General features: G+C 71.0%; 12 protein-coding genes. 7 read left to right on the top strand and 5 right to left on the bottom strand.

Annotation, left to right across the window (positions count from 1 at the left end):
* Window positions 1–5: 5 nt before the first annotated feature.
* Window positions 6–614 carry a TetR/AcrR family transcriptional regulator gene (locus tag AB0B61_RS47610; protein ID WP_358447425.1) on the bottom strand — a complete coding sequence of 203 codons (609 nt, stop codon included), beginning with the start codon at window positions 612–614 and terminating at the stop codon, window positions 6–8.
* 142 nt (window positions 615–756) lie between these two features.
* Here AB0B61_RS47610 and AB0B61_RS47605 point away from each other — a divergent pair, with 142 nt between their 5' ends.
* Genes AB0B61_RS47605 through AB0B61_RS47595 form a run of 3 tightly spaced genes read left to right on the top strand, consistent with a single transcriptional unit; the run spans window position 757 to window position 2247 of the window.
* Complete coding sequence (locus AB0B61_RS47605; RefSeq protein ID WP_358447424.1) at window positions 757–1317, top strand: hypothetical protein; 561 nt, start codon at window positions 757–759, stop codon at window positions 1315–1317.
* A gap of 1 nt (window position 1318) precedes the next feature.
* Window positions 1319–1732 carry an FAD-dependent oxidoreductase gene (locus AB0B61_RS47600; RefSeq protein WP_358447422.1) on the top strand — a complete coding sequence of 138 codons (414 nt, stop codon included), beginning with the start codon at window positions 1319–1321 and terminating at the stop codon, window positions 1730–1732.
* A 44-nt stretch (window positions 1733–1776) separates the two neighbouring features.
* On the top strand, window positions 1777–2247 hold the full coding sequence (locus AB0B61_RS47595) for a pyridoxamine 5'-phosphate oxidase family protein (protein ID WP_358447421.1): 471 nt from the start codon (window positions 1777–1779) through the stop codon (window positions 2245–2247).
* 27 nt (window positions 2248–2274) lie between these two features.
* Here AB0B61_RS47595 and AB0B61_RS47590 read toward each other — a convergent pair whose 3' ends face one another.
* The 3 genes from AB0B61_RS47590 to AB0B61_RS47580 form a co-directional block, all read right to left on the bottom strand.
* A complete protein-coding gene (locus AB0B61_RS47590; RefSeq protein WP_358447419.1) occupies window positions 2275–2985 on the bottom strand; it encodes an SDR family oxidoreductase in 711 nt (236 codons plus the stop codon).
* A 131-nt stretch (window positions 2986–3116) separates the two neighbouring features.
* Window positions 3117–4436 carry an NAD(P)/FAD-dependent oxidoreductase gene (locus AB0B61_RS47585; RefSeq protein WP_358447417.1) on the bottom strand — a complete coding sequence of 440 codons (1320 nt, stop codon included), beginning with the start codon at window positions 4434–4436 and terminating at the stop codon, window positions 3117–3119.
* Between the two features lie 148 nt (window positions 4437–4584).
* On the bottom strand, window positions 4585–5643 hold the full coding sequence (locus tag AB0B61_RS47580; protein WP_358447416.1) for an Lrp/AsnC family transcriptional regulator: 1059 nt from the start codon (window positions 5641–5643) through the stop codon (window positions 4585–4587).
* A gap of 294 nt (window positions 5644–5937) precedes the next feature.
* Between AB0B61_RS47580 and AB0B61_RS47575 the strand changes: the two genes are divergently transcribed.
* The 3 genes from AB0B61_RS47575 to AB0B61_RS47565 all read left to right on the top strand — a co-directional run bounded on the left by AB0B61_RS47575 (window position 5938) and on the right by AB0B61_RS47565 (window position 10012).
* Complete coding sequence (locus AB0B61_RS47575; protein ID WP_358447415.1) at window positions 5938–6558, top strand: hypothetical protein; 621 nt, start codon at window positions 5938–5940, stop codon at window positions 6556–6558.
* A 206-nt stretch (window positions 6559–6764) separates the two neighbouring features.
* Complete coding sequence (locus AB0B61_RS47570) at window positions 6765–8288, top strand: ABC transporter ATP-binding protein (RefSeq protein WP_358447413.1); 1524 nt, start codon at window positions 6765–6767, stop codon at window positions 8286–8288.
* A complete protein-coding gene (locus tag AB0B61_RS47565; protein WP_358447411.1) occupies window positions 8285–10012 on the top strand; it encodes an ABC transporter ATP-binding protein in 1728 nt (575 codons plus the stop codon). Before AB0B61_RS47570 ends, AB0B61_RS47565 begins: the two co-directional genes overlap by 4 nt.
* Before the next feature lie 130 nt (window positions 10013–10142).
* Here the strand turns inward: AB0B61_RS47565 and AB0B61_RS47560 are convergent, their stop codons facing one another.
* The gene (locus AB0B61_RS47560) at window positions 10143–11807 is read right to left on the bottom strand and encodes a GMC family oxidoreductase (RefSeq protein ID WP_358447409.1); all 1665 of its coding nucleotides are present in this window, start codon (window positions 11805–11807) and stop codon (window positions 10143–10145) included.
* A gap of 80 nt (window positions 11808–11887) precedes the next feature.
* On the opposite strand from AB0B61_RS47560, the gene AB0B61_RS47555 reads away from it, so the two are divergent.
* The gene (locus AB0B61_RS47555; RefSeq protein ID WP_358447408.1) at window positions 11888–12553 is read left to right on the top strand and encodes a DJ-1/PfpI family protein; all 666 of its coding nucleotides are present in this window, start codon (window positions 11888–11890) and stop codon (window positions 12551–12553) included.
* Window positions 12554–12559 lie beyond the last annotated feature (6 nt).

The following is a 12559-nucleotide window of genomic DNA, read 5'->3' as shown; positions in this document are numbered from 1 at the left end:
CGGTTTCAGGATCCCGCCGGTTCGCTGTAGTCGGTGGCGGCATAAACCTTCAGGAGCCGCTCGACTCCGCGCAGGAACGTCTCGCAGATCAGCGCCGGGTCGAACAGGCAGCCGGCGGCCATGGCGCCGTCGCGCATCATCACGAAGTGGCGGGCGGCGGGCTCGGCACCGATCTCCTGGATCTTGGCCAGCAGCTCCGTGACGGTTTCCAGGAACCATTGGCGGTGGGCGAGCACGGCCTTGTGCACCGGGGACTCCGGGTCGGGATACTCGGCGGCGGCGTTGAGGAAGGCGCATCCCCTGAACCCGGGGGACTGGATGCTTTGGGCGATGGACTCGCTGAGGGCCCGGATGGTGCCGTCGGCCGGTAGCCCGGCGGTGAGGGCCTCGTCCGCCTGGCCGCGCATGGCCCGGTCGACCTCGTTCAGGTAGGCGAGGACAAGGTCTTCCTTGCCGGGAAAGTGCCGGTAGAGGGTGGCCCGCGTCACCTGCGCTTCCACGACGATGCGATCGATGCCGACGGCGTGGATGCCCTCCGCGTAGAAGAGCCGGGTGGCCGTGCTGAGCAGCCGGGACCGCGCTTCGGACGGCCGGCCTCCGGATGGGGTGGGCATGCCACCACCTTAGCGGATAGAACGTTCGGTCTTGACGTCCGAGCCAGAGATTGCCATGCTGTGCCGCGATAGAACGTTCGGTCTCGCACCGAGGGGAGCGCTGAAGCGATCCCCTCGCCACTCATTCACCGAAAGGACCATCATGAGCACTATCGCTGCGTCGCCCGGTATATCCGGGACCGCGTCCGCGCTGCGGCGGCTGTACTTCGCCCGGTTCGCCTTCGCCATCGTCTGGGCCCTCGCGATGTTCACGACCGCCTCGAACCTGGGTCCGCTCGCGGTCACCCTGCTCGTGCTCTACCCGCTGTTCGACGTGGCCGCCGCCGTCATCGACGCCCGCGCGTCGCGCGCCACCGGATCACCTGCCCTGCTGTACGTGAACATCGCCGTCAGCCTGATCACCGCCATCGGGGTGGCCGTCGCCTGCGCGTCCGGCATCCCGGCGGTGCTGCGCGTGTGGGGCGCCTGGGCGGTCGTCGCCGGGCTGGTCCAGTTGATCGTGGGTGTCACCCGGCGCACGATGGGCGGCCAGTGGCCGATGATCATCAGCGGCGGTATCTCCGTACTCGCCGGCGCGTCGTTCGTCGTCGGCGCCTCGGCGGCCGACCCGACGCTGGCCAACGCGGCCGGCTACGCCATCCCCGGCGGCATCTTCTTCCTCATCTCCGCCTTCCGCCTCGGCCGCGCCGCGAAGGGGAACTGACGTGGACGGCAACACGTACGACGTCGTCGTCATCGGGGCCGGGCCGGTCGGGGAGAACGTCGCCGACCGGGTGGTGCGGGGCGGGCTGAGCGCCGCCGTCGTCGAGCGCGAGCTCGTCGGCGGGGAGTGCTCCTACTGGGCCTGCATGCCGACCAAGGCGTTGCTGCGCAGCGCGGCGGCGTTACGGGCCCTGCACGCCGACGGATACCGGGGGCAGGCCCGCATGGTCGTCGACGAGGACCGGAAAGTGGTCGTCGGTTTCACGCTCGTGGGTCCGGACGTCGCGGAACTGCTGCACGCCGCGACGATCGCGGTCGTCGGCGAGGTTCCGCTGGAGCGGCTGTGGCACGCGGTGCCGTCGTTCCCCACGGTCAGCGAGGTGTGGCTGCGGCTGCTGGAGGCGTACGGCCGCTGACCGCCCGGCCGGGTTTTGTCGGTGCCGTCGTTCATGATGCTCGCATGACGTCGTGGAAAGAGTTCGAGATCCAGGCCCCCGAGCTGGCGGCGATCGCTCGAGGGGTGCTGGAGCGTCACAAGCACAAGGTGCTGGCCACGCTCCGCAAGGACGGCTCTCCCCGGGTGAGCGGCACCGAGTCGCGGCTGGACGGCGGCGAACTGTGGATGGGGTCCATGCCCGGCGCGGTCAAAGCGCTCGACCTGCGCCGAGATCCGCGCATGGCCATCCACGCCACCTCGCCCGACCCTGATGAGGCGGATCCGTCGTCATGGGCCGGCGACGTGAAGCTGGCCGGCCGGGCGGTGGAGGTCACCGATCCGAAGGTGCTCGCCGAGGCGGGCCTGCCCAGCACCGACTCGCACCTGTTCAGGATCGACCTGTCCGAGGTGGTGTGGACCCGGGTCGAAGGCGACGAACTGGTCATCGACACCTGGCACGAAGGCGCGGAGGTACGACGCATCCGCCGCAAATGATCTACAAAGTAAAGGCGCTCGGCCGGTTCAATGTACGAAAAAGCCACCATCGACAAACAGCATCTGTCCGGTGACAAACGCGGAGGCGTCACCGGACAGAAACACCGCGGCACCGGCGAAATCGTCAGGCACCCCGTTACGGGCGACCATGTGGCGCGCGGCGAGCTCCTCGACCCTGCCGGGGATGGCCTGGGCCGGCTCGGTCAGCGGCGTCAGCACGAATCCGGGGATGATCGTGTTGACGCATACGCCCCGGCTTGACCAGGCTTCGGCCTGCGACCGGGTGAGGCCGGCGATCCCGGCCTTGGCCGCACCGTACACACCACTGTTGCCGAACGCGCTGACGGTCTGCTGCGAGCCCACGTTGATGATCCGCCCCCAGCCCCGCTCGGCCATGCTCGGACCGAAGTGCTGGCCGAACAGGTAGGGCGCGGTCAGGTTGACGGCGATGGTCTGCTCATAGTCGTCGTCGGTGAGCTCGGCCATGGGCTTGCGGATGTTGTTGGCGGCGTCGTTCACCAGGATGTCGATCTGGCCGGCGCCGGCGCAGACCCGCTCCACGGCCGCGCGGTCGCCGAGGTCGGCACTGATGCGCGAGGCCGTCACGCCGTGCTGCCGCAACTGGTGCACGGCCTTGTCGAGCTCGGCCTCCCGGCGAGCCACGATCACCACCTCGGCCCCGGCACGGCCGATCGCCTCGGCCATGGCATAGCCGATCCCTGAACTGCCGCCGGTCACCAGCGCTCGCCGGCCGGCCAGGGAGAAGAGATCACGTAGGTAGTCAGACACGAACGGTCAAACTAGCATCCGGCGCACGACCGTCGGCGATGGGGCAGCGACTGGACACGCGGGGGCGGGTGCCCGGGGGGTTACGCGGTGGGGAGCGGGTTTTGGCCGAGGAAGCGGTGGCCGTTGTCGGCGGAGGCGCGTACTGCGGCGAACCCGTAGCCGGTCATGGCGGTTTCGTAGTCGCGCAGCGCCGCGACCAGCGGGCGTCCGTGTGATGCCTCGTTCAGTGCGTCCGCCAGCGTGACCGCGTCGCGCAGCGCGGTGTTGGCGCCCACCCCGCCGGCCGGGCTCATCGCGTGGATGGCGTCACCGAGCAGGGTGACGGCGCTGGTGGGCCATGGCTCGGTGGGGACGCTGGTACGCAGGACGGCGGGGAAGATGCTGGCTGGATCCCACTCCCGCACGATGCGCTGGACGCGGGGATGCCAGCCGTCGATCAGGGTGAGCACCATCGCGCGGAGTTCGGCGCCGGTCATCTGGTGGAGTTCGTCGTCGGTGCGGGGGAGGTGCTCGCGGCGGGTTCCGAAGCTGACGGTCATGTAGTCCCGTACGTCGCGGAGCCGTACGTCGGGGGCGTGCCGGGCGACGGCCTGGTCCACCGGCTCCGGGAACTCCACTGGAGCCACGCCGACGAAGGCGCTGCCGGGGCCGACGATCGCGGTGAAGACGTTGAACATGTCGTCGCTGAACAGCGTTCTGGTCTGGGCGGTCAGGGGGATCTTGCCGTAGAGCTGGCGCAGGCCGGTGTCGATGACGCGGGCGTGGGGGAGGAGCTGACGGCGGATGATGGAGTTCACGCCGTCGGCGGCTACCAGCACGTCGCCGGTCACGGTGCTGCCGTCGGCGAAGTGGGCGGTTATGCGGCTGTTCGCGGTGGCAACGGGGTCGTGCGCGGCGGTGTCATGGCCGTTTGCTGTGCTGTGGCTGGGCGTGATGGCGGAGTGGTTCGTGGCGGTGGTGCTGTGGCTGGGGGTGATGGCGGTGTGGTTTGTCGTGGTGTCGTCGGGTGGGGTGTTTTCGAAGCCGGTGCATGTCTTGCCGAAGGTGACGACGTCTTCCAGCCCGGACAGCAATATCTGACGCAGGGTCAGCCGGTCGGCCGCCAGCGGCGCGGGTCCGGAGTCCGCCTCCGCCGTCCATCGCGGTTGGAGTTGTTCGTCGAGGAAGACCGACCGGGGGCCGGGTGTCCCCGTTGTGGCCAGGAAGAGTCGCCATAGCCGTGGTGGGAGGGCGTGTTCGAGGGCGCGCCGGCCGTCGGCGTTGATGTGGAGGCGGTAGCCCTGGTGGCGGAAGACCGGTGTCGTGTCGCGCTCGTGTACGGAAACGCTGATGCCGAGCCGGCGCAGCCGTTGGGCCAGGCAAAGGCCGCCGAGTCCGGCGCCGATGACGATCACATGCATGGTGGTGATTCCCTTCTGGTCATCGGCAACTGTCGGCGTCGGGTCGGGGCGGAGGCGATCCAGGTGCTGCGATGTGGTGGTTTCCGGCATGGCGGGCGGGCAGTCAGCCGGAATCCGGCGAGCGGTGTCAGATCGCGCCGGGCCCCTCTTAGTGGAGGTCGGATCCCTCCTGGTGGAAGGCGGACCTCTCCCGGCGGGGACCGGGCCCCTCCTGGCGGAAGCCGGGCAGGATGGCGCCTGCTCGCTTGACGGTCCGGATCAGCGGGGCCGTCTCCACGTGGCGTACGGCCTTCAATGATCCGATGCGCTCGGTCAGGTACCGGTACAGGTCGCGGGAGTTGCGGCAGGTGACGCCCGCGAAGAGGTTGGCCGGACCCGTGGTGGCGGCGGCCACCGTGACTTCCGGGTGCTGGGCCAGGGCCTCGCCCACGGCGGCGAGCTTGGCGGGCTTCACCGACATCCACAGCCAGGCTTCGGCGTGGAAGCCGAGCGGTTCGGGCGGGATGTCGACGTCGAAGTAGAGGATTCCGGTCTGCCGTAGGTGTGCCATGCGTCGCCGTACGGTCGACTCCGACCAGCCGGTGATCGCGGCCAGGTCGGTGTGGGTGGTACGTCCGTCTTTGGAGAGGGTTTCCAGCAGCGCGTGGTCCGCTTCGTCGAGCGGGACGGTTTCGTCGTTGGGTGAGGAGGTTTGCTTGTGCACGGCCGGATCGACGAGGAGTTCGGCTGCTTGCTCGGTGGACAGTGCCCGCAGGCCCGCCCAGCCCGCCGGGCCGCCCGCGAACCTGTGCAGCATGCGGTGCGCGGTGACGCCCACCACCTGCCGGCTGCGGGGAAGTTTGTCCAGCAGGAACGCGTCGCGTTCGGCTGGTGTCCGGGCCAGTGTGCCGCAGGCGATCTCGGTGCCGCCGGAGAGCAGGCTCACCCAGGCGGTGTCGTTGCGGCGTGCCAGGGCGGTGGCGACCGCGCTCGCGGCGTCGGGGGTGCAGCGCAGCCGGATCGCCCAAGAGACGTGGTCGAGCCGGAGTCCGTCGACCACGCCGACGACGCGGAGTATCCCGGCCGAACGCAGTCGCCGGTATCGGCGGGCGACCGTGTTCTCGGAGACGCCGAGCACGTCGCCGATCTTGCTGAAGGGCGCTCGGCCGTCGATCTGGAGCGCGTGTGCCAGAGCGCGGTCCAGGCGGTCCAGTGTGACGGTTTCCATCTGGGTACGGTATCCCGGCGCCGGATAACGGCAGGATGATCGCCGCGCGGGTGGGATCGACGCCCGGGGCGTGAGCGACACGTCGCGCTGTCCGAGCGACCAGTCGTGCCGCCTTCCTCGCGTGATCGTCCGTCCTACTATATTCGCGGCCGGTCGCGAGGTCGTGTCTCGTACTGCCACGATCCGGCTGGAGCGATATCGGCGGCCGTTCACGGGCGGTGGCGTCACTGGTGAACAGCGTTTCAGGTGGGCGATAAGGTTGCAATGGCGCCTTTATGGCGTCATAGTGATGTCATGGATCTCGCGCCGTACGTCGACAATCTGCGCCGCGAACTCGCGGTCGCCGCCGAGGCGGGTGGCGATGACGCGCGCGCCCTCGCCGAGCGCCTCACCTTGCCGCTGGAGTCGGCGACGCGGCTTGTTCTGCTGGAGGCGTTGTCCGCCGCCGCCGACGAGATCACCCGGGAGCTCGCGCCGGGCTCGGTCGATGTACGGCTGCGCGGGCGCGACCCTTCCTTCGTCGTGACGCCGCCGCCCACGGAGCGCTCGTTCGAGGACGGGGGTGAGGGCGGCTTTGACGGGTTGCCCGGTGTGGCGGGCGGCCGGCGGCGGACGGCTTCGGGCGGCCCGGCAGCTCCAGGGGGAGCGGGCGCTCCAGGAGCCAGGGGGGCTTCGGATGCCGGTGTGGCGGTGCCGCAGGACGGTGAGGACGGCGGCACGTCGCGGATCTCGCTGCGTGTCCCCGAGCGGCTCAAGCCGCGCATCGAGGAGGCGGCCGGTCGTGAGGGGCTCTCCGTCAACGCCTGGCTCGTCCGGGCGGTCTCGGCCGCACTCGAACCCGAGAGTGGAGCGCGCCGTTCCGGATGGCGTGAGGAGCCGAAGGGCGGCCGCCGCTACACCGGCTGGGTGCGCTAGCGCCACTGGCCACACCGGCTGCGCGTCCCGCCGCCTGGCTGGACGTGACCTCCCGCTTCGGCACCACCACGTTGTTCGTCCACCGCGGCGACGTCGCCATGGGCGGAGCGCCAGGTCAGCGTGTGGGGCCGGGGTCGGTCACCTGGTCGGCCGCTACGAGTAACCCCTTCGGCGGAAAGGTAAAGCCATGGTCTAGCGTGATCGCCATGAAGGCGGCGGCTCGGTATCTGTGCAGGCTGGCCTGGGCGCAGAAGGGCCGGGTAACGCTGGGCGCGGCGCTGGGCACTCTGTGGATGGTGGGCCTCACGCTCCCGCCGTACCTGCTGTCCAGGGCGATCGACGACGATCTGGCGCCCGGCTGGGTGCTGGCGCTGCTCGGCGCCGGCCTGGCCAACGCCTGGCTGGCGATGATGCGGCACCGCACGATGACCAAGATCCGGATGGACGCCAACTTCCGTACGGTGCGCGCCCTGGTGGAGCAGATCAACACTCTCGGCGCGGACCTGAACAAGCGCATCTCGGCAGGCGAGGTCGTGACGATCGGCATCGGCGACGTCATCACGGTCGCCGCGTCGCTGACGGTGACAGGTCCCGGGGTGGGCGCGGTGATCAGCTACGGGGTGGTGGCGGTGCTGCTGCTGCGGGTCTCCGTGGTGCTGGCCGTGGTGGTGCTGCTCGGGGTGCCGGTGCTGGCGATCGTGCTCGGGCCGCTGCTCGGGCGGCTGATGACGGTGCAGAACGGCTACCGCGAGAGCCAGGGCAGGCTGACCACCCGGCTGGTGGATTTGATCGAGGGGCTGCGGGTGCTCAACGCGTTCGGTGGCAAGGGCGCCTACGCCGAGCGTTACCTCGCCGATTCGGCGCGCCTGCGTGAGCAGGGTTACCGGGTGGCGTCGCTGACGAGCTGGATCGGCGCGCTGGGCGCCGGGCTGCCGGCGTTGTTCCTGGCCGCGGTGACCTGGCTGGGTGCCAGGCTGGCCGCGGAAGGCGCGATCACGGTGGGCGAGCTGGTTGGCGTCTACGGATATATCGCCATGCTGGTGGTTCCGGTGTCCTTCTTCATCGAGGGCAGTTTCCAGATCAGCCATGGCCTGGTCTCCGCCCGGCAGGTTGTCCGTTTCCTCGCGCTGCGGCCCGGCGAGCGGCCCTGCTCCCCTGGGCTGGAGGTCACGCCGGGAGGCCTTGTGGGGCTGGTCAGCGCGCGCCCCGAGGAGAGCGTGGCGCTGCTGGAGAGCCTCGGCGGGTTCGACGGCACCTCGTTGATCGCCGACCACGACGCCGCGCTGTTCGCCGGTTCGCTGCGCGAGGTTCTGCAGGGCCGCGGCGCGGCCGACGATGAGACCATCCGTCGCGCCGTCTCCGCCGCCGCCGCCCAGGACGTGGTCGCCGGGCTGCGCCACGGGCTGGAGTCCATGATCGAGCCTGGTGGCCGCAACCTGTCGGGCGGCCAGCGCCAGCGGGTACGCCTGGCCAGGGCGCTGGTGGCCGATCCCGAGGTGCTGCTGGCGGTGGAGCCCACCTCGGCGCTGGACGCGCACACCGAATCCCTGCTCGCGCGGCGTCTTCGTACGGTGCGTGCCGGCCGTACGACGGTCGTCGCCACCACGTCGCCGCTGCTGCTCGCCCAGGCGGACCAGGTCGTCCTGATCGAGGACGGCCGGGTGGCCGCGACGGGTACCCACCGCGACCTGCTGGAATCCAGCGACGTGTACCGGATGGTGGTGTCGTGATCCGCGACCTGCCCGTCGCCGATCGCGAGCACGTACGGCAGGCGGCCCTGCGCCTGATCCTCCGCGACGTCCGCGGTTTCACCGTCACCCTGCTCCTCAACGGCCTGGCGGCGGCCGCCGCTCTGGTCAGTCCGTGGCTGCTGGGCCGCATCATCGACACCATCTCCGCCGGCGGCGCGATCGACCTCCTTGCCGCGATCGCCGTGGGCGGGGCGCTGCTGCAGCTCCTCCTGTCCCGGTACGCTGAGAAGATCGGCACCCGCTTCAGCGAGCGCACTCAGGAACACATCCGCCAGGAGTTCCTCGATCGCGTGCTCGCCCTGCCCGCCGCCACGGTCGAGCACATCCGTACCGGAGACCTGACCGCCCGGGGCACCACAGATGTTGGCGTGGTCGGGCGTACCCTGCGTGACGCCGCCCCAGCTGTACTGATCTCCGCGCTGCAGGCGCTCTTCCTCGTCGTGGCCGTCTTCCTGGTCGACCCGCTGCTGGGCGCCTGCGGTCTGCTCGCGCTCGCCGGCATCGCCGCCGCCTCCCGCTGGTACCTGCGCCGCGCCCGCGCCGCCTACCTGGAGGAGGGCGCCGCCCGCTCGGAACTGGCCGAACACCTGGCCGCCAATGCCGCCGGCGCCCGCACCATCGAAGCCCTCGGCCTTCAGGAGCGGCGCACCCGCGCCGCCGAGCGGGTGATCGAGCGCGGCCGGGTCGCCCAGCTCAGAACCCTCTTCCTGCGCGGTGTGCTCTGGCCGTCGGTGGAGGTCTCCGCGCTCCTCCCGCCGGTCCTGGTCCTGCTGCTCGGCGGGGTACTGCTGGACGGCGGCCAGGTCACCCTGGGCGCCGTGGTCTCGTGCGTGCTCTACCTTCGCCAGCTCCAGCAGCCCATCGAAACCATCCTCATCTGGATGGAACAGCTGCAAAGCAGTGGCGCCTCCTTCGCCCGGATCGAAGGCCTCCAGGCCCCGGCGGCGCAGAGCGCTGTGGCCGCTGCGGAGCCCAGGGACGACCGCATCGTGGCAACCGGCGTGCACTTCGCCTACGAATCCACCGACGACGTCGTCACCGGAGTGGACCTGACCGTACGGCCCGGCGAGCGCCTGGCCATCGTCGGCCCTTCGGGAGCCGGGAAGTCCACGCTCGGCAAGCTGCTGGCCGGCATCGACCGCCCCCGCCTCGGCGTGGTCGCCGTCGGCTCGGTCCCCGTCGCCGATCTGCTCCCCGCCCAGCTGCGCGAGCATGTCGTGCTGGTCACCCAGGAGCAGCATCTGTTCCTCGGCACCGTCCGCGACAACCTCCACCTGGCCGACCCCACGGCCGACGACGACCAGCTGGAGAAGGCCTTGGCGGCGGTCGGCGCCGACTGGGTCGTCTCGCTGGACGAGGAGCTCGGTTCGCAGTCGGTCGGTGCCGAACTCGGTCCCGACCGGGTGCAGCAGCTCGCCCTGGCCCGGGTCATCCTGGCCGACCCGCACACGGTCATCCTCGACGAGGCCACCGCCATGCTCGACCCGCGTACGGCCCGGCGCGCCGAACGGTCGCTGGCGGCGGTGCTGGAGGGACGTACGGTGATCGCGATCGCGCACCGGCTGCATACGGCGCGGGATGCGGATCGGGTGGTGGTGATGGAGGGCGGGCGCGTGGTGGAGGTCGGCGCGCATGATGAGCTGGTCGCGGCCGGTGGGGTTTATGAGGCGTTGTGGAGTTCCTGGCACGGCTCCCGCCCTTAGGGGACTACTGATCGGCGCGGGCGCGATACCGTCCACGGATGGGCGTGTGATGCCGCCGGTGTTCGCCACCGGGTTCCTGGTCGGGCTGCTGGAGTGGATGGATCGGGGCCGGGAGCGCCGCTGGGGTGTCTCAGAGCAGTGCGCGGACAAGGTGTTCGGCGAGGGCGACGACCGGGAGGTTGGTCGTGGCCCGGGGGATCACCGGGATGATCGAGGCGTCGATGACCCAGAGGTTGTCGCTGCCGTACAGCCGCCCGGTGGCGTCGACGACGGCTCCCGCGGCCGGGTCCGTGCCGATCGCGCACGTGCCCACCGGGTGCCAGTAGTGGGCGGCGGCGGCGCGCATCGCGGCCTCTCGCGGGCTCGCGGGCTTGCCACGGGGCGGGTCGGCGGGCTTGCCGGAGGACGGACCTGCGGGCTTGCCATGCGACGGGTCTGCGGGCTCGTCGCACGACGGGTCCGCGGTGAGCCTGTCGCGCGGATCCTCGGTGAACTCCTCCAGCCAGGCCGCGGTGAACTCGTCCAGGGGCCGCCCCAGCAGCGGGGCCAGCGCCGGTGAGGCGGCCATGCGCCGGCACAGGTCGATGCCGTGCCGCAGCGCCTCAAGGTCGCTCCCGCCGGGGTCCGTCAGGTACGCGTGGTCGATGAGGGGTCTGGCTCCGGGGTCGGGTGAGGTCAGCCGTAGCGTGCCCCGGGATCGCGGCGTGAGACACGCGGCGGGCAGGACGCAGGTCCAGCCCCCGGCCTCCTTGCCGGTCCACGGGAGGAGATGCAGGTCGTACGGTGCGTGCCCGCCGGCCGACAGGGCCTTCCCGATGACCTGCTCGTCGGGGACCGGCCGCCCGCGCTCATGGCCGGCGAGCCGGCGCACCAGTTCCTCGCCGGCGGCGAACCGCAGCTCCAGGGTGGGGTGGTCGTGCAGGTTGCGGCCGACGCCGGGCAGGTCGAGGCGGGGCGCCACGCCGAGCGCCGCCAGCTCGTCGGCCGGGCCGATGCCGCTGCGCAGCAGTACCTCGGGGCTGCCGTAGGCGCCGCCGCACAGGACGAAACGGTCCGCCTCCACGGTGAGGCGCTCCTGGCCCCGCCGTACGTGCGCGCGGCGGATCATCGAGCCGTGGAGTTCGAGGCGGTCGACCAGCGCGTGGTCCACCATGCGCAGCCGCCGATCGCTCCGCCCCGGCTCCGGGGAGTCGCGTACGGGGTCCAGGTAGGCGAAGGCGCTGTTCCAGCGGACGCCGTCAGGGTTGTTGACCGGTGAGGGTCCGCAGCCGGCGCCCCCGAAGAGGTCGTCCAGGTCGTCCGTGCGCGGTACGCCACACAGGATCATGGCCTCCATCGCCGCCGCCTGGAACGGGGTGAGGTCGTCGTCGCGGTCCCGGCGGACGCGCAGCCGGGCAGCCGCCTGGCGCATCAGCTCGGTGAGCGAGGCGTCGGTCCAGGACGGTCCCCATGCCCGGTAGTCGGCGGCGTGGCCGACGGTCTGGGAGCAGCCGTTGTGGGAGGAGCAACCGCCGATGACGCGGGCCCGGTCGAGCGGCAGGTCGTGTCCGGGGACGGCGCCGGGGCCCCGGTATCCCCAGTCGTGCGTCTGCGGCAGCGTGCGGCTGTCGAGCAGTTCGTGAGGCCACCGTCCGGCGTCGTACGGCCCGTAGTCGGGGCCGGCCTCCACGACCACCACGGACAGGGAGGTGTTCTCGATCAGGCGCCCGGCGACGACCGCGCCGGCCGTTCCGCCGCCGAGGACGGCGATGTCCGCGCGAACGCGCTGGTCTATCTCGTTCCCACCGCTTAGCATGGGACGAGTTTAATCGATCGGTCGATAAAATCAATCGTGCCGGACGTGCCGAGAACTGAGCCGAGAGCAGGGAAAAGAACGTGGACGTCGCCATCCTCATCTACGAAGGTTTCACCTCCCTCGACGCCACCGGGCCGTTCGAGGTCCTGCGGCGTCTGCCCGATCCGCGGGTGCGCTTCGTGTCGGGGACGCCGGGCATGTGCGCCGCCGATCAGCCGGGCTTCGGGTTGGTGGCCGACCCGCTGGAGAGCATGGCGCGGCCGGACGTCGTGGTGGTCGCCGGCGGTAGCACCACGCAGGGGCTGCTGGCCGACGAGATGGTCCTGACCTGGCTGCGCCGGGCGTACGAGACGAGCACCTGGACGACGTCGGTGTGCACCGGCTCGCTGCTGCTCGGGGCCGCGGGTCTGCTCCAGGGACGTCAGGCCACCTCCCACTGGTACGAGCTGGAGAGCCTGCGCTGCTTCGGCGCCGAACCGGTGTCGCGGCGCGTCGTGGAGGACGGGAAGATCATGACGGCCGCGGGCGTGTCCTCCGGCATCGACATGGCGCTGCTGCTCTGCGACCGGCTGGCGGGGCCGGCTTACGCCCAGGCCGTGCAGCTGGGGATCGAGTACGACCCCCAGCCCCCGCACGACGCGGGTTCGGTGGACAAGGCCCCGGCCGAAGTGGTCCGGTTCATGCGGGACAACATGGAGCGCTACTACGGCCCGTCCTGGGGCCGGCGATCCGCTCAGAGCGCGTAGCGTCAC

The organism is Nonomuraea sp. NPDC049158 (assembly GCF_040648335.1).
GTDB lineage: Bacteria > Actinomycetota > Actinomycetes > Streptosporangiales > Streptosporangiaceae > Nonomuraea.
The sequence above is the reverse complement of the archived record's forward strand: the minus strand, read 5'-3'. Positions and strand labels throughout refer to the sequence as shown.

Bases quoted from the DNA above. Each gene is read 5' to 3' on its own strand.
- AB0B61_RS47575 (WP_358447415.1), top strand. From the start codon at position 5,938: ATGGATCTCGCGCCGTACGTCGACAATCTGCGCCGCGAACTCGCGGTC.
- AB0B61_RS47605 (WP_358447424.1), top strand. From the start codon at position 757: ATGAGCACTATCGCTGCGTCGCCCGGTATATCCGGGACCGCGTCCGCG.
- AB0B61_RS47610 (WP_358447425.1), bottom strand. From the start codon at position 614: ATGCCCACCCCATCCGGAGGCCGGCCGTCCGAAGCGCGGTCCCGGCTG.
- AB0B61_RS47580 (WP_358447416.1), bottom strand. From the start codon at position 5,643: ATGGAAACCGTCACACTGGACCGCCTGGACCGCGCTCTGGCACACGCG.
- AB0B61_RS47560 (WP_358447409.1), bottom strand. From the start codon at position 11,807: ATGCTAAGCGGTGGGAACGAGATAGACCAGCGCGTTCGCGCGGACATC.
- AB0B61_RS47595 (WP_358447421.1), top strand. From the start codon at position 1,777: ATGACGTCGTGGAAAGAGTTCGAGATCCAGGCCCCCGAGCTGGCGGCG.
- AB0B61_RS47570 (WP_358447413.1), top strand. From the start codon at position 6,765: ATGAAGGCGGCGGCTCGGTATCTGTGCAGGCTGGCCTGGGCGCAGAAG.
- AB0B61_RS47585 (WP_358447417.1), bottom strand. From the start codon at position 4,436: ATGCATGTGATCGTCATCGGCGCCGGACTCGGCGGCCTTTGCCTGGCC.